Source organism: Burkholderia sp. Bp9004 (genome assembly GCF_003858025.1).
GTDB lineage: Bacteria > Pseudomonadota > Gammaproteobacteria > Burkholderiales > Burkholderiaceae > Burkholderia > Burkholderia diffusa.
Window position 1 is genome coordinate 89,645 of sequence record NZ_QTQD01000018.1, and the last position, 20,347, is coordinate 109,991.

The following is a 20,347-nucleotide window of genomic DNA, read 5'->3' on the forward strand; positions in this document are numbered from 1 at the left end:
TCGAGATTCCGTTGTTCCGTTCGTTTCGCTCAGAAGGCCGAGACACCGCCGTCGACGGCGACGGCCTGCCCGGTCAGATAGGTGTTTTCCTTCGCGCACAGCGTGAGCATCGTCGCGACGATTTCCTCGGGGCGGCCGAGCCGTTTCATCGGCGAGCCCTGTGCGAGAAAATCCTGGCGATCGCCGATGTCGCTGTCGGTCACCATCGGCGTCGTGCTATAGAACGGGCACACCGCGTTCACACGAATGCCATGCCGCGCGTATTCGAGCGCGGCCGTCTTCGTGAGCCCGACCACGGCGTGTTTCGACGCCGCGTACGCGGCCAGCTTCGGTGCGCCGCCGAGCCCGGCCATCGACGCGACGTTCAGGATCACGCCTTCGCGCTGCGCGAGCATCTGGCGAATCTGGTGCTTCATCCCGAAGAACACGCCCTTCGCGTTCACCGCGAAGCTCAGATCGAGATCCGCTTCCTCGGTATCGATCAGCGCCTTCAGCGGCGGCGCGATGCCCGCGTTGTTGATGCCGACGTCGAGCCGGCCGAAGCGCTCGACCGCCGCCTTCACCAACGCAGCGACCTCTGCTTCGATGCGCACGTCGCAGCGCTGCGCGATCACGTCGGCGCCGGCCGCCAGTAGCGGCGCGGCCACGCGTTCGAGCGCCGCCTCGTTCAGGTCGCCGAGCGCGAGCCGCGCGCCCATCGCGGCCAGCTCGCTCGCGAGCAGCGCGCCGAAGCCGCTCGCGGCGCCCGTGATCATCACGGCCTGCCCGGCGTAGCTGTCGAGTTTCATCGCGCGCTCAGATCGTCAGGCCGCCGTCGACGACGATGCACTCGCCGTTCGTGTAGCTCGCCGCGTCCGACACGAGATACAGCACGGTGCCAGCCATCTCGCGAGGCTCCGCGTGGCGGCGCAGCGGAATCTTCGCCATCCAGGTGTCGTAGATGTCCTTGTCGGCGAACAGCGCGCCCGCGAACTTCGTCTTCGTGAGGCCCGGCAGCAGCGCGTTCACACGGATGCCGAATGGCCCGCATTCCTTCGCGAACGCCTTCGTCATGTTGACGACCGCAGCCTTCGTGATCGAGTAGATGCCCTGACGGTCGCCCGGCTGCAGCGCGTTCACCGACGCGGTGTTGACGATCGCGCCGCCGCCCTGCGCCTTCATCATCTTGCCGGCCTCGACCGACATGAAGAAGTAGCCGCGGATGTTCACGTCGACGGTCTTTTCATACGCGGCGAGATCGGTATCGAGGATGTGCCCGAAATACGGATTCGCGGCCGCGTTGTTCACGAGGATGTCGAGCCGGCCATGCTTGCCGCGGATCGATTCGAACGTCGCGGCGATGTCCTCCAGCCGCCCGACGTGACAGGCCAGCGCTTCGGCACGGCCGCCCGCCGCGACGATCGCGTCCGCGACCGCCTGGCAGTCGTCGAGCTTGCGGCTCGACACGATCACGTGCGCGCCCTGCTCAGCGAGCAGCTTCGCGATTTCCTCGCCGATGCCGCGGCTCGCGCCCGTCACCAGCGCGATCTTGCCCGTCAGATCGAACAGATTCGTTGCCATGTTGCTGTGCTCCTCCATTGATGTTTTTCGTGCGGCCGCGCGGCGATGTCCGCGATGTCACCTATGTCAGCGATGCGCGCCGATCACGTCGACCGCCATTTCGGCCAGCCGGCCAGCCATCGCGCCCACGCGCAGCGCCTGCTCGCTCGACGCGTTGCCCTGCAGCGCGCGCGCCTTCACGCCCTGCGCGATCGACGCGAGCCGGAAGAAACTGAACGCGAGATAGAAATGCCAGTCGCGGATCGGCTCGATCCCGCGCAGTTCGCAGTAGCGCGCGACGATCGCCGCTTCGTCGGGAATGCCGAGTTCGGCACGATCCTGGCCCGCGAGCCCGCGCACCTGGTCGCCCGGCGGCAGCCGCAGGCACATGCAGAAATACGCGAGATCGGCGAGCGGATTGCCGAGCGTCGACAGCTCCCAGTCGAGCACGGCCTGCACGCGATAGTCGTCGCGCGCGAACATCAGGTTGTCGATCCGGAAATCGCCGTGCACCAGCGCGGGCCGTCCGGTGTCCTCAGGGCAGGCCTTCGGCAGCCAGTCGATCAGCGTTTCCATCGCGTCGAGGCGCTCCGTTTCCGCCGCGCGATACTGCTTCGTCCACACGCCGATCTGGCGCTCGAAGTAGTTGCCGGGGCGCCCGAAGTCGGCGAGGCCCACCGCGTCGACGTCCACGTCGTGCAGGGCGGCCAGCGTGCGCAGCAGCGCGTCGTAGCAGATCGCACGATCGGCCTTCGGCAACTCCGGCAGTGCCGGATCCCAGAAGATCCGGCCGTCCTCGAAGCTCATCACGTAGAACAGGCTGCCGATCACGTCGCGGTCTTCGCAGAGGTGATACGGACGCGCGACCGGCACGGCGGTGCCCGACAGCGCGCTCAGCACGCGGAATTCGCGATCGACCGCATGCGCGGATTTCAACAACTCGCCGGGCGGCTGGCGGCGCAGCACGTAGCGACCGCTCTTCGCATGCAGCAGGAAGGTCGGGTTCGACTGGCCGCCGGCAAACTTCTCCATGTCGAGCGGGCCTTCGAAACCCGGCACGTGCGCTTCCAGATAGCGCGTGAGGCGAGCTACGTCGAGGGGCTGGGAAGGGTTCGTCATCGTCGCGATCGTTCGTAGGGTCAGCCGTAGGTGCGCCACGCATGTCGTTCGGTATCCTCGAGATGTGGTATGCCGTTGAACGACGCCAGGTGGAACGCTTCGGCGTTGAAGAAAAACTGCGAAAGACTGCTGTTGCGGATCTGCAGGTTCAGCGCGATCGCGCTCGACGGCGGTGCCGCGAGCACCTGCTGCACGGTCACCGCGATCGGGCCGCCGGAACTCACCGCGAGCACGCGCTGGCTGCCGCCCTCGCGGATCGCGGCGCGGGCGTCGGCGACGCGTTGCTGGAAATGCGCCCAGGTTTCGGGCGCGGTGTCGCCCAGCTTGTCGTCGGACCACAGGTGCAGCACCTGCCGCAGCGCGCGAAAGTGCTCCTTCATCGAACCGGCCGCGAGCCGCGCGATCTCCGGATAGTCGCTCGCCGCGGCCGCGAACAGCCCGTGGAAGTCGTATTCGTTCAGGCCGGGATGGCGGTCGACCTGCGCGCCTTCGCCGCCCATCCCGCGCAGGATCGCATCGACAGTCTGCGCATGCCGGTTCATCGTGCCGCAGATCACCCGGTCGAACGTCAGGCCCTGCTGCGCGAAGTATTCGCCGAGCCAGACGCCCTGCTGCTCACCGGCCGCGGACAGCCGGTCGTAATCGTCCGTGCCGAACGACGCCTGCCCGTGCCGCACCAGAAAAAGTTCAGCCATTGCGTGCCCGCCTGAGGGGAAACCGAAGGCCCAGCATAGCGACCGGGGTCGCATTTTTGAAATTTATTTTCTGAATCGCCCACTATTCATCGCATGAATTCCACGTATTAATACAGCGCGCTTGTGCCGGCTTTCGCCCGACTCCCCGCCGCGGCACGCGAATTGCGGCAGGAGCCACCGTCATGTCACCACGTTCAGGAGGGGTGCGATGCTCGGTACGATCCTTATCATCGTTCTGATTCTGCTGCTCATCGGAGCATTTCCGGCGTGGCCGCACAGCCGAAGCTGGGGCTACTGGCCATCGGGCTCGGTCGGGCTGATCGTCGTCATCGTCGTGATACTGGTGCTGCTGGGTCGCATTTGAGTGTGACGACGCGTGCCTGTTGCGCAGGCACGCATCGTTCGATCGCGCTGCCGTGGCTTCTTTACAAAAGCCGGCGATGAATGCCAACCCGGCAACGACGCGAACCCGCCCGGGCGCCGTCGTTCCTGCCGTATCTCGGCGGCGCGCGCACGCCGCACAATGACGCGCATGCGCGGGGTGTTCTTCGGGTTATCCAGCGAACACTGGTTTCACGAATCGACAGCAAACTGAGACGCCGAATGAGCACGCCCACCCTGCGCCCGAGCGCTTCGGCCGCAGCCGCGCGGCTCGGCGTATCGGTCGAGGCGCTGCGGTTCCGCGAGCAGCACGGCCTCGTCGCGCCGGCGCGAATGTGGGCGGGCTACCGGGCAGTCGGGCCGTTCACCCGAGCGCGTCAGCCGGCCGCCGTCGGTTGATGCAGGCTTTCGGTCGACCGTCATGACAATGCCGGCTGCCCGGCCTTTGACCGCCATACCGCGTTCGTGGATCATTCGCTTCGAGCCATGGAATCCACCCGCCCACGCTCCTCGACCATGCCCCCTGCCATTTGCCTGCGCCCGGCGACCGCCGCCGACCTGCCGTTCCTGCTGAGGCTCCGCCGACTCACGATGACCGAGCATCTGCGACGCGTCGGCGCACCCACCGACGACAAAGCGCACGATCAGCGCATCCGCTCGAACTTCGAGGACGCGATGATCATCTGCGACGGCGCCGATGCAATCGGTTTGCTGAAGGTCACGCGCTCCGCCGACGAATGGCACGTTCACCAGATCCAGATCCTCCCGTCGCGACAGCGACAAGGCATCGGCGAAGCCGTGCTGCGCGAGCTGCTGATCGAAGCCGCACGCGAGCACGTGCCCGTATCGCTCGGCGTGCTGCGCGGCAACCCGGCGCGGCGCCTCTACGAGCGGCTCGGCTTCACCCTCGCGTCGGAAACGGAGACGAGCGCGAGCCTGATCTGGCGCGCCTGAACCGTGGCGTGCCGCGCCTCGCCCATCAAGGCGTCCACCGATAGACGGTGATGCTGTTCCCCTTCACGTTGTTCTTCGTCACCACGTATTCCCCGTTCGAGCGGCGATACGCGCACACGCTGTACATCGCGTCGATCGCGCTGCTGGTATCCACGGTCGCGGGGCTCGCGTTGACGAGCGTCGTGTCGAGATTGCCGGTGTCGAGGTTGAATGCGTCGATGTTCGGCCACAGCGGCCCACTGCTGCTGAACCAGTAGCCGACGAACAGATGGTTGCCGGCCGCGTCGATCGACTTCGCGCCGCTGTGCGGCAGCGTGATGACCGGATTCGGCTTCGTCGTGTTGCCGGCGCTCCAGCCGTGATACACCTCGATGCGCGTGCCGATCGACGTCCAGTCGGTGCTCCCGACCACACCCTGCGCGAGCACCATCGTGTCGCTGTCGGCGAGATAGACGATGCGCGTCAGCGGCTGGATGCTGGCTGGCACGGGCGTGGGTACGCCCGCCCCCCACGAAGGCTTGCCGCTCGCGTCGAAACCGTTCAGCGGATAGTGATAAATGGCGCCGGTCTTGTCGAGGCCGGCCCAGACGCCGCCCTTGCTGTCGAGGCTGAAGCCGGCCGACACGCGCCGGGTCGTGTTGAACGCGGGCCCGGGGATCGATCCGTCCGGAATCGCGACGTAGCCGTTGGCCGCGTTGAAGTGGAAGAAGTAGTAGACCGGCGGATTCTGCCCCGCTGCAACGAGGATCCGGTTCGCGCCAACGGACGTCAGCAGCCCGAAGTGCTCGTCGCGCTGGGTATCGCTCATGTTGATGCGCGGGTCCGACGGATACGTGAACGGATCGACGGTGTTCGCGACGAAGGTGCCGCCCGCCGTGCCACTGTAGACGTGCGTGCCGCTGTAGAACAGCGCGCCGTCGGTGACCGGATCCGGTGCGGCGATGCCCTCGAAGTTGAGCGACTGCAGCGTCCACCGCAGGCTGCCGGCGCTGCTGTATGCGTGAATGTCGGTCGCGCCGTTGCGGCCGAGATCCCAGCTGCCGCCCCACGGGTTGTTGAGCACATACAGGTTGCCGGCCGTGTCCTTGCCGATGCCGGCGATGCGGGTGAAGCGCTTCGCGCCGACCTGCCCCTTGATACCCGTCGTCGTGTCGAGATAGCCGCCGGGCACGCCGAACGTGCTGGCCAGCGCGGGTCGGCCCGAGACGGAGTAGCGCTTGATGTTCATGTCGGGGCCTTCGTCGCCGATCATCAGCTGCCCCGCAACCGCATCGAAATAGAGCGCCGACGGCTGCGACCCGGCGGCCAGCCGGATCGTGTTCAGCAGCGCGCCGGCCGGACTGAATTCGACGACCGAGCCTGCGCTCTTCTGCGCGACCCAGATGTTCCCCGCACCGTCGACCGCGAGCGCGCCGGGTGCCGACACGCCGATGTCACGCTGCCACACGCCGTCGGTCGTGAACACCCGCACGCGATTGCCGTAGAAATCGCTCGCATAGAGCAGCGAGCCGGCCGTGGCGAGCCCCGTGACGACGTCGATGCGCGGCTGGTTGGTCGCCGCGGTGACCTGAATCAGCTTGTCGCGAAACCGCGTGGCACGGTTGTAGCGCCCGACCGCGCCGCTGCCGTATCCGCTGCCGGGCTGCAGCGCGACGAACAGCGACGTCGCATTGCCCGTGATCGCGCTGCCCTGGAACTCGGAATGCGTGCCGATCGAACCGACGCTCTTGCCGTTCTGGTAGATCGCGACGCCGCCCTCATCCTCGTCCCACATCGACGCCGTGTAGATCACGCCTTCGGGCGCGACCCACATCGAGCGCGCGACGTTGCCGACGTGCGCGGCGAGCGTGCCGTAGGTATTCGCGATCCAGTCGGTGGTGTTACCCGCGTTTGCGGCCGGCGCGATCGCGGCGACCGCGGCGGCGAGCAGCACGGCCTGAATCGATTTTCTGGCGACCATGGCTGATGCTCTCCTGAATGGTGGAGTCATTCACGTGAGGGGGCAGCCGGGTGGTTTGAAAATCGGCAATGCGTAAATACTTCCGCTAAATCACCCGGTGCAGTCGGTATTACATCGCGCGTGCGCTCGATAATCGGCAACGCCGAGAATAGCGTCATATAAATCGAAAAAAATTGCGCGCTGCTCGCGACGGCCGGGCGTACGACTGCGCGAGAGTGAACGACCACTTAAGCGTTCGCGTGTGCTATCGGGGCAGTACGGCTTTCGATGGCGGGAATATCGCCGCGGTTTCGAATGCCGCGTATCGGAAATGGCGGAAGGTTTTTCGGCGAATCGGAAAAATCGCCGGGATACGGGTAAAGACGGGTAAAGGAATGACCGCTGGCGGGTATCGCGCCGGCCCGAGTCCGTGTCGAATCCGGGCCGGCGCATATCATTCACAACAGGGAAATCACGCGGACGTCGCCGTCTCCCGTACCTTCACCTGCTCGATTTCGCCACCGCCGTCCGAATCCGAGTCGGCGCGCGGTTCGCCGAGCTGGCCTTCCCACTTCGCGACCACCGCAGCCGCGATCGAATTGCCGACGGCGTTGGTCGCCGAGCGCCCCATGTCGAGGAACATGTCGACGCCCATGATCAGCAGCAGCCCGGCTTCCGGCAGATGGAACTGGTTGAGCGTCGCCGCGATCACGACGAGCGACGCGCGCGGCACGCCCGCCATCCCCTTCGACGTCACCATCAGCATCAGCAGCATCGTGATCTGCGTACCGAGCGGCAGGTCGATCCCGTACACCTGCGAGATGAAGAGCACCGCGAACGTGCAGTACATCATCGAGCCGTCGAGGTTGAACGAGTACCCGATCGGCAGCACGAAGCTCGAGATCCTGCGATTCACGCCGAACCGGTCGAGCGCGTCGAGCAGCTTCGGATACGCGGCTTCGGAACTCGCCGTCGCGAACGACAGCAGGAACGGCTCGCGAATCAGGCGAATCAGCGTGAACGCGCGCTTGCCGAGGAACGCCACGCCGGCGAGCGTCAGCACGCCCCACAGCAGCGCAAGCGCCAGATAGAAGCTCGCCATGAACTTCGCGAACGTGAGCAGGATGCCGAGCCCTTCCGTCGTGATCGTCGACGCCAGCGCGGCAAACACGGCGACCGGCGCGAACCACATCACCGCGCCCGTCACTTTCAGCATGACCTGCGCGAGATCGTCGATCACGCCGGTCAGGCGCTTCCCGGCGTCACCAAGCGCGGACAGCGCGGTACCGAAGAAGATCGAGAACACGACGATCTGCAGGATTTCGTTGTTCGCCATCGCCTCGGCGATCGATTTCGGCACCAGGTGGACGACGAAGTCCTTCAGCGTGAATGCGCCCGTCTTCAGGTTCAGCGCCGCGTCGGCGGCAGGCAACGGCAGGCTCAGGTGGCTGCCCGGCTTCAGGATCGTCGCGGTCACGAGGCCGAGCACCAGCGACGTGAACGACGCGATGAAGAACCAGCCGAACGCCTTCACGCCCACGCGGCCGACCGACCCGCTGTCGCCCATCTGCGCGATGCCGACCGTCAGCGTCGCGAACACCAGCGGCGCGATGATCATCTTGATCAGCCGCAGGAACACGTCGGACAGCAGCGACACGTAGCCGGCGACTTCCTTGGCCATTTTCGGGTCGGGAAACGCGCTATGACAGGCGTAGCCCACGGCAATGCCAAGCACCATCGCGATGACGATGTACTTGGTGATGTTGTGCTTCTTCTTCATTAGCAATCCAAATTACAGAACTTGTGTTTCCAACGGCAGGGAGATCGCCGGCATCGACATGGGAACGGTGGACCGCGAGCGCGGCGCGCGCCGCTTCGAGTGCCGGTGCCCGTCCGTGGGCATGGCCACGGCGAACAGGGGGGGCATTCTATCGCAAACGCCGGACAATCTTTCAAATCTGAAAGCGACAAGCGATGCGCGGCGCGGGAAAGGAGGCGAGGCCGGCCTTCGCCGGCCGGGGCCGGGGCCGGGGACGGGCGGACCGCGACGGCGGGTCTGGTCTTCGGGCACCGTCGTGCCCGGCCGTCAGCTCAGCCTTGCGCCGAACGTCGGCAGACCCGGCCGGCGCCGCGTCACGCGTGCGACGCGCCGGGTCGCGGCATGAACCGGCACAGGCACAGCGGCAGCACGACCAGCGCCGCGCCCGCGAGAAACGTGGTCGATGCGCCGAAACGCGTCCACAGTGCGCCGGCGATGCTGCTCGCGAGCAGCATGCAGACGCCGCTCACCAGGTTGAACACGCCGAACGCGGTGCCGCGCAGCGTGGCCGGCGAGGTTTCCGACACCATCGCGGCGAGGATGCCCTGCGTGAAGCCCATGTGCAGCCCCCACACGGCCACGCCGGCGAACATCGAGATCGTCGACGTGCCGATGCCGAGCAGCAGGTCGGCCGCGATCAGCAACACCATGCCGGCCGCGAGCAGCACGCGGCGATCGAGCCGGTCCGACAGGATGCCGACCGGCCAGGCCGACAGCGCATAGGTGACGCTCATCGCGACCATCACGGCCGGAATCCATGCCGCGTCGAGCCCCGTCTGCTGCGCACGCAGCACCAGGAACGCCTCGCTGAATCGCGCGAGCGTAAACGTCGCGCCGGCCGCGACGACGAACCAGTAGCTGCGGGGAAACTCGCGCAGGGCGTTCCAGCGCAGCGGCGAGCGAAAGCGCCGGTCCGGTTTCGACTGCTCGGGCTCCTGTACGCCGAAGACGATCAATGCGATCGCGACGAAGGCCGGCACCACGGCAAACCAGAGCACGGTCCGGATGCGATCGCCGAACCACAGCATCAGCGCGATCGCGAGCATCGGGCCGAGAATCGCGCCGACGGTATCCATCGACTGACGCAGGCCGAAGCACGCGCCGCGAATTTCGGGCGGCGCGATGTCGGCCACCAGCGCGTCGCGCGGCGCGCCGCGAATCCCCTTGCCGACGCGGTCGAGCAGACGGGCCGTCACGACGACGGCCGGCGTGGACGCCAGCGGAAACAACGGCTTGGTCAACGCCGCGAGCCCGTAGCCGACCAGCAGCAGCCCCTTGCGGCGCCCGAGCCAGTCGCTGATCGCACCGGAGAACACCTTGACGATCATCGCCGTCGCTTCGGCCGCCCCCTCGAGGACGCCGAGCGCGGCGACGCTCATGCCCATCGTCGACACCAGGTAGATCGGCAACAGCGCATGGATCAGCTCGGACGACAGGTCCATGAAGAGGCTCACGAGACCCAGGGCCCAGACGGTCCGCGGAATCGCAGGTTTGCCGGCAATCGGTGACGGGGCGCTCATGATGTGTTCAGTCGGTCGTTTCCCGCGTCAGTTTCGCATGCCGCCGCGCGCGGTCGTTCACGATTTGATGACGCCGGTGATCCGTCATCTTCTTCCAGCCGCGCGCTTCGTCGCGCGTCCGCAGGCATGCCACGCAGTAGCCGGTGCGACCGTCGAACGAACACACGTCGACACAAGGGGACTTGACCGCCATGCTTTATCGTCCTCGCGTCGCGGGCACGACTTCGACGGTGACGTGCGACAGGTTCCTGAATCGCTGCAGCACGCCGTGATAGAAGCGCGCATCCCGATCCGGATCGGTGGTCGTCACCGACACCACCGCACTCATGTGCCCCGGCCCGAGCCGCCACACGTGCAGGTCGGCGACGCGGTCTCCGGTGCCTTCGATGGCGCCACGCACCTTGTCCGTCAGACGGCGATCGGAATTCATGTCGAGCAGGATGCCGCCCGTGTCGCGCATCAGGCCGTACGACCAGTTCGCGATCACCATCGCGCCGATGATGCCGGCCAGCGGATCCATCCAGACCCAGCCGAACGCACGCGCGAGCAGCAGCCCGACGATCGTCAGCACGGAAACCGCGGCATCGGCGATCACGTGGATGTAGGCGGAGCGGATGTTGTGATCGCGCGCCGCCGCCGCGGACGCGCCATGATCGTGCTCCTCGAACGCCAGTTCGTGTTCGCGACCGTTCAAGCGGACGATCGCCTTGAATTCGTGCGGTTCGGGAATGGCTTCGGTCGACTCCAGATAACCATCGCGGCTTTGCATCGCGAACGTCTGGCGTGTGCCGTCCGGGCGAATCGTCGTCACCGACACGGCGCTCGCATCGACGCGCTTCGTCTCGTGTGTCGCCGGCGCGACGCGGAAAACCGGCGGGACGCCCTCCTCGAACACCGACACGACGAATATGCCCTGCTGGTCGAAGATCCGGTGCGCTTCATCTTCGTGGTCGTGCGCATGATCGTCGTGATCGCCATGACCATGCCCGTGATGATGGCCGTGGCCGTGGCCGTGGCCGTGGCCATGACCGTGGCTATGGCCATGATGATCGCCGCTCAGCAGCCAGACGCTCGCAATGTTGACGAGCAAGCCGGCAACCGCGATCGGAATCGCCTCGTCGAAATGGATCGGAACGGGCGCCAGCAAACGCGCGACCGCTTCGTACCCGATCAGCAGCGCGATCATCGCGAGCACGATCGCGCTCGTGAAACCCGCGAGGTCGCCGAGCTTGCCCGTGCCGAACACGAAGCGCGGATCGTTCGCATGCTTGCGCGCATACGTATAGGCGAACGCGGCGATCAGCATCGCGCCCGCGTGCGTCGACATGTGCAGGCCGTCCGCGATCAGCGCCAGCGAGCCGAAAAGCGACCCGCCGACGATCTCGGCCACCATCATCGCCGCGCACAGCGCGATGACCATCCAGGTCCTGCGCTCGTTCTGCTCGTGCGCCGCGCCAAGAAAAATGTGGTCGTGCCCTGCGCCGAAGGCGTCATCGCTGAAATTGCTCATTCCGCCTCCGTTTACTTGAAGTAGCTGTGTACGACTTCGATCAACTGCTCGGTCGCGCTGCCTTCGTCGTCGTGCCCCTCGGCGTCGACCAGATGGCTGCGGATGTGATCCTCGAGCACGACTGCGAGCAGGCCGTTCATCGCGCCGCGGCCGCTCGTGATGAGGCGGAGGATTTCGTTGCAACCGCGCTCGTCCTCCAGCGCGCGTTCGAGCGCTTCAACCTGTCCCTTGATGCGGCGGACACGGTTCAGCAGCTTCTGCTTGTCCTTGATGGTGTGGCTCATGGTGGTTCCCCTATATACCGGGGGGGGGACTATATCTGAAATCGCATTTCCATATAGGGGGGAGGGGTATATATCGGGCTAACGAAAGGTCTATGCCGGAAAGCGGCGCCCCGGTGCTCGAACGGACCTGCACCGTGCTCGCTTCGGCCCACTGCGCGCGGATCTGCAACAAGCCTGGCCACGATGAAGCGGGCATGGGTGCGACGCGACACAGCGACTGCGCCGAAAAAAATTTGTAGAGTGAATAACAATTGGATAGAGTTCACTACATGAACACTATTTCTACGTGGTCGCTCCTCGTGCTGACCCTTCCGACCGAAAACGCGACGGCCCGCATGCGCTTCTGGCGCGCGCTGAAGGCAAAGGGCTGTGCGGTGTTGCGCGACGGTATCTACCTGCTGCCGTACAGCGAAGAGCATGAGGAGACACTGCGCGACCTCGCGGGGGCGATTGCCGAAAGTGGCGGCACGGCTCATCTGTTACGGGCGCCGAGCCTGGACGCATCGCAGGAACTGGAATTCCGCGCGCTCTTCGATCGCGGGGAGGATGACGCCGCCTTCATCCAGACCCTTGCGGATGCCCGCAAGACCCTCGCCGGTAAGTCGGCCACGGAATTGACACGTTTGCTGCGGCGCGTGCGCAAGGATTTCGACGCCATCCGCGCGATCGACTATTTCCCGGGCGACTCGGCCACCCGTGCCGAAGTCGCCCTGCAGGATTTCGTCGCACTGATCGACACCGTGCTGTCGCCGGGGGAGCCGCACGCCGCGGACCGCGCGATCCGCCCGCTGGCGATCGACGAATATCAGGGCCGCACCTGGGCGACGCGACAGCGGATGTGGGTCGATCGCGTCGCCAGCGCGTGGCTGATCCACCGCTTCATCGACGCACGCGCCCGCTTCATCTGGCTCGCATCGCCTGCCGATTGTCCGGCTGACGCGCTGGGCTTCGATTTCGACGGTGCGACGTTCACGCACGTCGGCAAGCGCGTAACGTTCGAGGTGCTGCTGGCCAGTTTCGGACTCGACAACGACCCTGCGCTCGCGCGGCTCGCCGAGATCGTGCACGCGCTCGACGTGGGCGGCCCCGCCGCGCCCGAGGCGATCGGCTTCGAGGCCGTGATGGCCGGCACGCGCCAGCGCACGGAGAACGACGATCAATTGCTCGAGCAGATGAGCGCCGTGCTCGACGCCCTGCACGCGCATTTCTCGTCGAGCGGAAAGAACGAGACCGGAGCCAGGTCATGACCACTGCCATCGCCACAACCGAACCGACCTACTCGCTCGGCGAGCTGGTCGCCTACATGTTGCGCCTCGGCACGTTCGGCTTCGGCGGGCCGGTTGCGCTTGCGGGCTACATGCGTCGCGACCTGGTCGAGCGCCGCGGCTGGATCACGGAAGCCGACTACAAGGAAGGACTCACGCTGGCCCAGCTCGCGCCGGGGCCGATGGCGGCCCAGCTCGCGATCTATCTCGGTTTCGTTCACTACCGCATCGTCGGTGCGACACTCGTCGGCTTCGCATTCGTGCTGCCGTCGTTCCTCATGGTGCTCGCGCTCGGGTTCGCGTACGCGCATTTCGGCGGGCTGTCCTGGATGCAGGCCGTCTTCTACGGCGTCGGCGCCGCGGTGGTCGGCATCATCGCGATGAGCGCGTACAAGCTCACGACGAAAACGGTCGGCCGCGACAAGCTGCTCTGGGCGATCTTCGCGACGCTCGCCGCCGTGACCTTCATCACGGAATCGGAAATCGCGTGGCTGTTCCTCGTCGCGGGCCTGGTCGGCTGGCTGTGGCGCGCTCCGCCCAGGTGGCTGCACCGGGGCGGGCTGAATGCGGTTGCCGCCGCCAACCTGCCGGCGGCCAGCGGAATGCTGAGCGGCATCGATTTGCCGCAGCTCGTTCAGATCGGCGCGTTCTTCATGAAGGCAGGCACGTTCGTGTTCGGCTCCGGGCTTGCGATCGTGCCGTTCCTCTACGGCGGCGTCGTCACCGAACATCACTGGCTCAACGACAAGCAGTTCGTCGATGCGGTCGCCGTCGCGATGATTACGCCCGGCCCCGTCGTGATCACCGTCGGCTTCATCGGGTATCTCGTGGCGGGCTTGCCCGGCGCGTGCGTCGCGGCGCTCGGCACGTTCCTGCCCTGCTATCTGTTCACCGTGATTCCCGCGCCGTACGTGAAGAAGTACGGGCACCGCCCGGGCGTCAGGGCGTTCGTGGACGGAATCACCGCCGCAGCCGTCGGGGCGATCACGGGCTCCGTGCTCGTCATCGCGAAACGCTCGATCGTCGACGTGCCGACCGCACTGCTCGCCGTCGCTACCGTGCTGCTGCTGTGGCGCTTCAAGAAGCTGCAGGAGCCGGTCATCGTCATGGCTGCCGCGCTCGTCGGGCTGGTGGCCTACCCGCTGCTCCATCATTGAGCCGCACTGCGGAGGAGACGGCCGTGACGCATTGGACGACATTCGTCCGGCATACAGGAGGCGCGCCATGCATGAAGTGGATTACGCGCGAACGGCCGAAGGTCGACCGCATCGCATGCCCGTGGCTGATTGCGCGATTCATCGACGAAGCGCTTTACGCGTGGTGCCGGCGTGATGCACACACCTGGCAACCGGCGCGCGTCCACGCTCGTCGAGTTCGTCGAAATCGATCCGGCTACGGACTGTGTCGGCTCGCGACCCGGCCGTCGAGCGTCAACGCGAGCCGATTGCCGCCGGCACGTGTGGACTCTCAGTAAAGGTGTCTTAGGCACCCTAGACAAATCAAGGACTTGGACATCTTTTTTGAGAAATCTGCACGCCTCTCGTCTCAGAAAAGATGTCCGCGGCCTCGGGAATTTTCGGAAAAGTCGCCCTTGGGAATGTCACGGCCCTGCCTAGGTGTCTCGACGGAGCTTGGCGACCAGCAGCGCCATGAATAAGGGTTTCGGCGGCCAGTGCAGTCGGTACTCTTTGTGCAATAAATGTGCAGTAGTGTGCGGCGGGTACTCTGCCATGAAACATGACCTGTTCCCAAATTCAACGCCGCCCTCAATTTCGACCAGTTCATGGCGTCTTTGAGAAACTCAGATAGTGTCGCGCCGATCGTCTCGGCGCGACGCTTCGCGTCCGCCCTGCATATCGATATGCAAACAGTCGCACGGCTGGCCCGTGTACATCGCAATACGGTGAGCCGCTTGGCTGGTTCCGAAAGCGTGCAAAAGTACCTTAGAGACGCACTCCAGGTCATCCGAGCTGCAACCGATATTTCCGGAGACGTACGAAGCAAGTTGCTTTGATATCGCAATGAACCGCTGCCGACCTTTGGCTACAAGACTGCCGAGCAGTTGATATCGGAGGGACGCACTAAGGACCTGCTGTGTTACGTCACGTCGCTCGAGGCCGGTCCGGCTGGATAGGGTCGATGCACACTTTGCAGATCTGCAAATTCACGGCTACGTGGCATTAGAAAACAGCGAGCGGGACTTACCGGATTGGGCGTGATACCGCGGTATGCTCGTGCCCCACCTCCGCGATGCCCGCTTGACGAGTGGCCACTTTCTTTTTCGCGCACACTTAACAGTCGGTCTACTCGGAAATTGTGTGTCTCGGACCAGCGCACTACGAGCGTAGTTCGTGGACCTTCATATCAGCTGTAGCGCGCAATACGACAGCGTCGTGACCCTGCGCCTGTATCCGGCAGGTATCGGCGCATCTATGGTCATTGGCGCGAGGAGCGCGCACGACCGCTTCCTGACGTCTATGGGAATGCTGATCCGCACAATATGCGAAACGAAAAGAACGTGCACTGGATGCGCGGAACCGGTAGCCCAGTCCGCTCGCATCAAAGCTCCATGGAGTTGTATCCGCTTACCTTCACATCGGCAACATCCCATCCAAGAACGCCGATTGGCCACGTGCCGATTCTCCATTGTTCGGCTTGAGCACGGGAAGAAGCCGGAAGTGGCCTTTCCTGCACTCACCATATTGGATGTGACCGCCTAGGTCCCCCTCCATGCATCGCTAAGCATTGCTTTCAGAGTCTCGATCGAATCATAAAATCTCTTCTCCTGCTTGCGCTTCTCACCGGTAGCGAGAAACTCGCTCGTACCACTACCGATTCCGACGACATTTCTCCAGCATTGATTCGGAAGGCAGGCTAGATCGCTAGAGTGGAACGCGCGCAAATGTCGAATTGATCGTATGCGAGTGCTCCGAGGATGAGTTCATCAACTTGTACGACCGGAAACGGCCCCATTCGAGCCTGGCGGATCAAACGCCGAATGAGGCATACGTCGCGACGTTGCCTGCGACCAATTCGGCAGTATGATTGCCTCGGATGCTCCACTTAGAAATCTCAGAAAACGGTCCGAACGAGCGAGGCCACCTCTGATGCTTCTCGTTGCAATGCTCGAACGCGATGGCCAAGTTGCGTGCAGCAGTCGCTGCATCCGGCTTCGGCATGAAGGCGACGGAGTCGCGCTTCATCGTTTTCACGAAGCTCTCAGCCATCCCGTTTATATGGATGCCGACGCCAAGCGAAGCGCTTAGGGTGCAAGTGCGTGCTGCACCGGGTTCGGGGTTCAGCGTGCAGCGCAAAGCACCGAGTTCACGCGGACGAGCTTCAAACGTAAACGAGCAGGCAAGCGTCTCCAATACGACAACAACAGGCTTGATCAAGCATTGTGCCGGAGGCCTGTGTGAGAAAATATTCTCCGAGCATTTCCCGTAAGTGAAGGCGGCTCGAACCCTTCACTTACGGAACGCAGTCAATTATTCAAAGACAACATATTGCGACTGCGGACATCTTTTCTGAGAACCGACACCGATGTGGGCTCTCAGAAAAGGTATCTTTGGCCCCCTGGACAGATCAAGGACTTGGACATCTTTTTTTGCGAAATCCGTATGCGCCTCGCCTCAGAAAAGATGTCCATGGCTCCGGAAAATCTCAGAAAAGCCGTCTTTGGGAATGTTGCCCGCCCCCGTCGACGTATCACGGCAGGACTGGTCGTCGAATCGACGCCGCAAATAAGCTGCACATTCGCGACCGAACCGTGCCCAGACTGCACGGTTCAACACACTATCCCGCACATACCACTCAGGATGCCACTGCACTCCGAAGATTGGCGCCCTAATATGCGACACCGCTTCAATGGTGCCGTCGTCGGCATATGCATCGACACTCAGTCCGTTCGCCAGGGCGGCAATGCCCTGCCCATGCAACGAGTTCACATGAGCCTGCCGACACTCCGGCGGTATTGTCCGAAGCATCTCGTCAAGCCAGCCGCCGCTCACCAACTCGACCGCATGAGCGTCCCGGTAGCGTTCCTCGAAAGCCAGAGCGCGATTCGCCCGGTGATCCATTCTCCCCGGTTCGTCGTGAAGTGTCGCGTAAAGGGTACCGCCCAACGCGACATTGATCTCTTGCATGCCGCGGCATATCCCGAACACCGGACGCCCCGATGTCACTGCCTCCCGGACGACACGAATCGCCATCCTGTCACGCAGTCGATCTAGGGATCCCACGTGTGGATGCGTGCCACCGTAAAACGCCACGTCGATGTTGCTCGCGCCGCCCGGCAGCACGATTCCGTCAAGACGATCGAGCAGCGTATCGAAACTTCGGTCAGATACGAGATCGTCCGTGGAACCGATCAGGAGGGGCAAGACGCCGCCAAACTCCGTTGCAGCCTGCAGATATCGGTCGAATACGGCTTGATGAGAAAGGCACCCCCACCCCGGTATCTCGATATCCTCTGCCGAACACAGCACGCCGACGACGGGCTTTATTTCCGGAAGTTGTCGCATCGCGGCCGAGTCATTGTGGAAAGGACTGAATGTTTTCTTCCCAGTTCCTGCCGTCAAACGGAACAACATCGAAAGCGTTGGCCCCTGCAAGATCCAGACAGCGCAGATTGACGCTGTAGTCGTGGGGATGAGAACGAGGACGATAGAATGGCTTCACGCCGCACACTCGGCAGAACGTGTGCTCCGCAATCCCAGTATTGAAGCGGTATAGCGTCAAGTGCTCGCCACCCTCGAGCAACTCGAAATCGTCGTGCTCGACGGGAACGTGCAGGAAGCCCGATGCAAAACAGATCGAGCAATTGCAATCGATCACCTTGCGCGACGCTGCCGATCGAATGCGAAAGCGTATCGCACCACAATGGCATTTTCCGTAGATATATTGCGTTGCTTCCGTCATTGATCGCCCCTCGTTTCAGAAAATACACATTGCCTTTCATCGGTGCCCTGTACGCAGCGCGGTATCCAGATCGTGTCGAAGCGTGTCGGGATCTTCGAGCCCGATGCTCAACCGGATACCAATCCGCTTCGCATTGTCTCGGGGCACCATGATCGGACAGGCTACGGACTCGTAACCGCCCCAGCCCCAGCCTCGCCCGATAAGCGAGAGACCGTCGATGGCGTTTCTGACCGCCCCCTCGCCGCCATCCTTGAGTACGCATGCAAACACACCGCCCGCACCCGAATACTGTGTCCGCCATGCGGCGTGACCGCTGTCGCCGACCAGCGGCGGGTAGTGAACGCTTTCGATCAGCGGATGATCCCGCAACCAGGACGCAACATCGCATGCGGACTGAAAATGCCGATCCATCCGGACTGCCAGCGTCCGCAATCCTCGCAAAGCCAGATTCGCGTCGTCTGCGCCGACGGCCTGCCCCGTCAGACGGCTCACACTCTTCACGCGCTCGTACATATCGAAGCTCGCAAACACCGCCGCACCGACCATCGAATCGGCATGGCCGCCGATGTACTTCGACATGCTGTGAATGGCGATGCTCGCACCGTGATCAAGCGGATTGAAGAAATACGGCGTGCCCCAGGTGTTGTCGACTACGACCGGAACTGGTCCGGCAATCTCGACGACGTCTCGTAGCACGCACATATCGAAATGCGACGAGCCCGGCAGGTCGAGGTAAACCACACACGTCCGTTCATCGAGTTTCGCCGCCAGTTCATCCGGATCGTCCAGCGAGAATTCGTCGATCGATACACCCTGTCGATAAAGGACCTCGTCGCAGAATTTACGTGCCGCCGGATACGACGAACGCGAGATCAACACTCGCCCTTCAGGAACAGCCAGCGTCTGCAACACCGTCGCGATAGCGGCCAGTCCTGAACACATCACGAGCGCGGCAACGCCATGTTCGATTTCCGCCATCGCGTCGCACAACGCATCCGTCGTCGGTGTCCCCCAGCGCCCGTAGTGATACGGGGCCGCGCCAGGTGCCATTTCATCGAATGATTCGAAAAGGACTGTCGACCCTCGATATACCGGTGGATTGACGAAGCCGAAATGTGTAGCAGGCGGGCGGCTCACCGTGGTCAGGGCAGTGCCCGTCGCGCCCTTCCCGGCGGCAGGTTCGAGATTCATTTTTGCCATCTCCAGAATGCAAGTAGACCAATCACGGAGATGCCCATGAACACGACCCACCCGAGTGTATGAACGGTCCAGCCTGCCGCAGCACTGCCGATGAAGTTGCCGAGCATCCCGCCAATCGCCCACGAGATTGCTGATGCGCCGAAATAGCTGCCGGCGTTGCCGTCGGTCGTCAGATCGGCGAGCGCGATATTCGATGCAGGAAGAATCAGGCTTTCGCCAAACGTGAAGACGACCGCGACGGCAATCAGAATGACCAGCGACGCACCGGCGCCCCAACCGTGATCGAAAAGCAGTGCGGCAATCGCGAAGCAGCAACACATCGCAGCGTGCCCGATGGTCATCATGGATCGCCAGGTCGTGCGCTGAAACCAGCCCATGCCAAGCGAAGCTGTAGCAATTCCAACCAGCGCATTCGTTATGTAGAACGGCCTGACGCCGTTATAGCCGCTCGCGCCGTTCGAAAACGTCAGCGGGACGAAGACGTAGATTTGCGTATACACCGTCCAAAACGGAACAAGCGCCCAGCACAGTCGGCGGAACCGTCTGTCTCCAAACGCGATCATCAAACCACGCAGCGGATGTACTGCGGCTGGGTTGCTCGCTCTCCGTCCCGAGATCCAAGGCGCCACGAGCGCAAGCACGGCGAAAATCATGCCGCTTACCAGGAACGGTAACGTCCGGTCGGTGTTCGGCACGACGATCAATACCGCCGGACCGATCAGCGCCCCGAGATTGAGCGCCAGATTATTCAGCGCGAATACCTTTGGACGTACCGCTACGTCGAGCGAACCGAAGATCGAATACGCGGTCGTCTCGTAAAGCGCAGCGCCGAGCCCGGACAAAAATGCCCACATCAGCAGTCCGGTAAACGACGGCGTAAGCGCCAGTCCGACAAATCCTGCGGCTCGGCAGATCAGACCGAGTGTGGCCAACACGCGGCTGCTGAAGCGATCCGTCGACGCACCCAGCACCAGAGGCAACAACCGGCTCGCCAGCAAATTCACCGTCAGTACGCTGGCAACGCTGCCCGCGTCCAGATGACGCTCCAGGTCAAGGAACGCTGCAAGCAGCGGAAGCGACCCGAACACGGACAAATTCACGAGGAACTGAAAGCTCAGCAGGATCCGCGTCGAAACCGGCACGCCGTCGGCCATGCCGGTGAGCCATGCCGAGGGCCGTGTGAACTTGATTGCATCCATCGT

Annotated in this window: 20 protein-coding genes and 1 pseudogene; 6 read left to right on the plus strand and 15 right to left on the minus strand. The window is 63.6% G+C overall.

Annotated features, from left to right (window positions below; all coding sequences use genetic code 11):
• Positions 1 to 29 precede the first annotated feature (29 nt).
• The 4 genes from DIE08_RS20325 to DIE08_RS20340 all read right to left on the minus strand — a co-directional run bounded on the left by DIE08_RS20325 (position 30) and on the right by DIE08_RS20340 (position 3,353).
• Entirely contained in the window at positions 30 to 788 is a 759-nt protein-coding gene (locus DIE08_RS20325; RefSeq protein WP_059604859.1) for an SDR family NAD(P)-dependent oxidoreductase, read from the minus strand.
• 7 nt (positions 789 to 795) lie between these two features.
• Entirely contained in the window at positions 796 to 1,560 is a 765-nt protein-coding gene (locus DIE08_RS20330; RefSeq protein WP_059605181.1) for an SDR family oxidoreductase, read from the minus strand.
• Between the two features lie 66 nt (positions 1,561 to 1,626).
• A complete protein-coding gene (locus tag DIE08_RS20335; protein WP_059604855.1) occupies positions 1,627 to 2,658 on the minus strand; it encodes a phosphotransferase in 1,032 nt (343 codons plus the stop codon).
• A gap of 20 nt (positions 2,659 to 2,678) precedes the next feature.
• Positions 2,679 to 3,353 (minus strand): histidine phosphatase family protein, encoded by a 675-nt coding sequence (locus DIE08_RS20340; RefSeq protein ID WP_124903261.1) that lies wholly within the window; start codon positions 3,351 to 3,353, stop codon positions 2,679 to 2,681.
• 208 nt (positions 3,354 to 3,561) lie between these two features.
• On the opposite strand from DIE08_RS20340, the gene DIE08_RS20345 reads away from it, so the two are divergent.
• From DIE08_RS20345 to DIE08_RS20355, 3 genes are all read left to right on the plus strand, one after another.
• Positions 3,562 to 3,717: a DUF3309 family protein gene (locus DIE08_RS20345; protein ID WP_011881216.1), complete on the plus strand. Its 156-nt coding sequence runs from the start codon at positions 3,562 to 3,564 to the stop codon at positions 3,715 to 3,717.
• A 239-nt stretch (positions 3,718 to 3,956) separates the two neighbouring features.
• Positions 3,957 to 4,133 carry a MerR family transcriptional regulator gene (locus tag DIE08_RS20350; protein WP_409360401.1) on the plus strand — a complete coding sequence of 59 codons (177 nt, stop codon included), beginning with the start codon at positions 3,957 to 3,959 and terminating at the stop codon, positions 4,131 to 4,133.
• 117 nt (positions 4,134 to 4,250) lie between these two features.
• The gene (locus DIE08_RS20355) at positions 4,251 to 4,688 is read left to right on the plus strand and encodes an N-acetyltransferase (protein ID WP_124903263.1); all 438 of its coding nucleotides are present in this window, start codon (positions 4,251 to 4,253) and stop codon (positions 4,686 to 4,688) included.
• Between the two features lie 25 nt (positions 4,689 to 4,713).
• Here DIE08_RS20355 and DIE08_RS20360 read toward each other — a convergent pair whose 3' ends face one another.
• From DIE08_RS20360 to DIE08_RS20385, 6 genes are all read right to left on the minus strand, one after another.
• The gene (locus DIE08_RS20360; RefSeq protein ID WP_124903265.1) at positions 4,714 to 6,648 is read right to left on the minus strand and encodes an SMP-30/gluconolactonase/LRE family protein; all 1,935 of its coding nucleotides are present in this window, start codon (positions 6,646 to 6,648) and stop codon (positions 4,714 to 4,716) included.
• 451 nt (positions 6,649 to 7,099) lie between these two features.
• Positions 7,100 to 8,407 (minus strand): dicarboxylate/amino acid:cation symporter, encoded by a 1,308-nt coding sequence (locus tag DIE08_RS20365; RefSeq protein WP_124627763.1) that lies wholly within the window; start codon positions 8,405 to 8,407, stop codon positions 7,100 to 7,102.
• A gap of 353 nt (positions 8,408 to 8,760) precedes the next feature.
• On the minus strand, positions 8,761 to 9,966 hold the full coding sequence (locus DIE08_RS20370; RefSeq protein WP_059604837.1) for an MFS transporter: 1,206 nt from the start codon (positions 9,964 to 9,966) through the stop codon (positions 8,761 to 8,763).
• A 7-nt stretch (positions 9,967 to 9,973) separates the two neighbouring features.
• The gene (locus DIE08_RS20375; protein WP_059508013.1) at positions 9,974 to 10,159 is read right to left on the minus strand and encodes a DUF1289 domain-containing protein; all 186 of its coding nucleotides are present in this window, start codon (positions 10,157 to 10,159) and stop codon (positions 9,974 to 9,976) included.
• A 3-nt stretch (positions 10,160 to 10,162) separates the two neighbouring features.
• Complete coding sequence (gene dmeF, locus DIE08_RS20380; RefSeq protein ID WP_124903267.1) at positions 10,163 to 11,476, minus strand: CDF family Co(II)/Ni(II) efflux transporter DmeF; 1,314 nt, start codon at positions 11,474 to 11,476, stop codon at positions 10,163 to 10,165.
• A gap of 11 nt (positions 11,477 to 11,487) precedes the next feature.
• A complete protein-coding gene (locus DIE08_RS20385; RefSeq protein WP_124627771.1) occupies positions 11,488 to 11,760 on the minus strand; it encodes a metal/formaldehyde-sensitive transcriptional repressor in 273 nt (90 codons plus the stop codon).
• Between the two features lie 269 nt (positions 11,761 to 12,029).
• Here DIE08_RS20385 and DIE08_RS20390 point away from each other — a divergent pair, with 269 nt between their 5' ends.
• From DIE08_RS20390 to DIE08_RS36270, 3 genes are all read left to right on the plus strand, one after another.
• The gene (locus tag DIE08_RS20390; RefSeq protein WP_124903269.1) at positions 12,030 to 13,007 is read left to right on the plus strand and encodes a chromate resistance protein ChrB domain-containing protein; all 978 of its coding nucleotides are present in this window, start codon (positions 12,030 to 12,032) and stop codon (positions 13,005 to 13,007) included.
• Complete coding sequence (locus DIE08_RS20395) at positions 13,004 to 14,182, plus strand: chromate transporter (RefSeq protein WP_124903271.1); 1,179 nt, start codon at positions 13,004 to 13,006, stop codon at positions 14,180 to 14,182. Before DIE08_RS20390 ends, DIE08_RS20395 begins: the two co-directional genes overlap by 4 nt.
• Positions 14,183 to 14,253: 71 nt before the next feature.
• Entirely contained in the window at positions 14,254 to 14,499 is a 246-nt protein-coding gene (locus tag DIE08_RS36270; RefSeq protein WP_260436549.1) for a chromate resistance protein, read from the plus strand.
• A gap of 1,513 nt (positions 14,500 to 16,012) precedes the next feature.
• On the opposite strand, the pseudogene DIE08_RS36715 reads toward DIE08_RS36270, so the two are convergent.
• From DIE08_RS36715 to DIE08_RS20435, 5 genes and pseudogenes are all read right to left on the minus strand, one after another.
• A pseudogene (locus tag DIE08_RS36715) lies at positions 16,013 to 16,258 on the minus strand (hypothetical protein); the annotation flags it as partial.
• A 399-nt stretch (positions 16,259 to 16,657) separates the two neighbouring features.
• The gene (locus DIE08_RS20420) at positions 16,658 to 17,548 is read right to left on the minus strand and encodes a gamma-glutamyl-gamma-aminobutyrate hydrolase family protein (protein WP_185715877.1); all 891 of its coding nucleotides are present in this window, start codon (positions 17,546 to 17,548) and stop codon (positions 16,658 to 16,660) included.
• A gap of 10 nt (positions 17,549 to 17,558) precedes the next feature.
• Complete coding sequence (locus DIE08_RS20425) at positions 17,559 to 17,945, minus strand: GFA family protein (RefSeq protein ID WP_124903277.1); 387 nt, start codon at positions 17,943 to 17,945, stop codon at positions 17,559 to 17,561.
• Between the two features lie 36 nt (positions 17,946 to 17,981).
• Positions 17,982 to 19,136: a PLP-dependent aspartate aminotransferase family protein gene (locus DIE08_RS20430; RefSeq protein WP_185715878.1), complete on the minus strand. Its 1,155-nt coding sequence runs from the start codon at positions 19,134 to 19,136 to the stop codon at positions 17,982 to 17,984.
• On the minus strand, positions 19,133 to 20,344 hold the full coding sequence (locus DIE08_RS20435) for an MFS transporter (protein WP_185715879.1): 1,212 nt from the start codon (positions 20,342 to 20,344) through the stop codon (positions 19,133 to 19,135). The genes DIE08_RS20430 and DIE08_RS20435 overlap by 4 nt, the downstream gene beginning before the upstream one ends.
• Between the last annotated feature and the right edge of the window lie 3 nt (positions 20,345 to 20,347).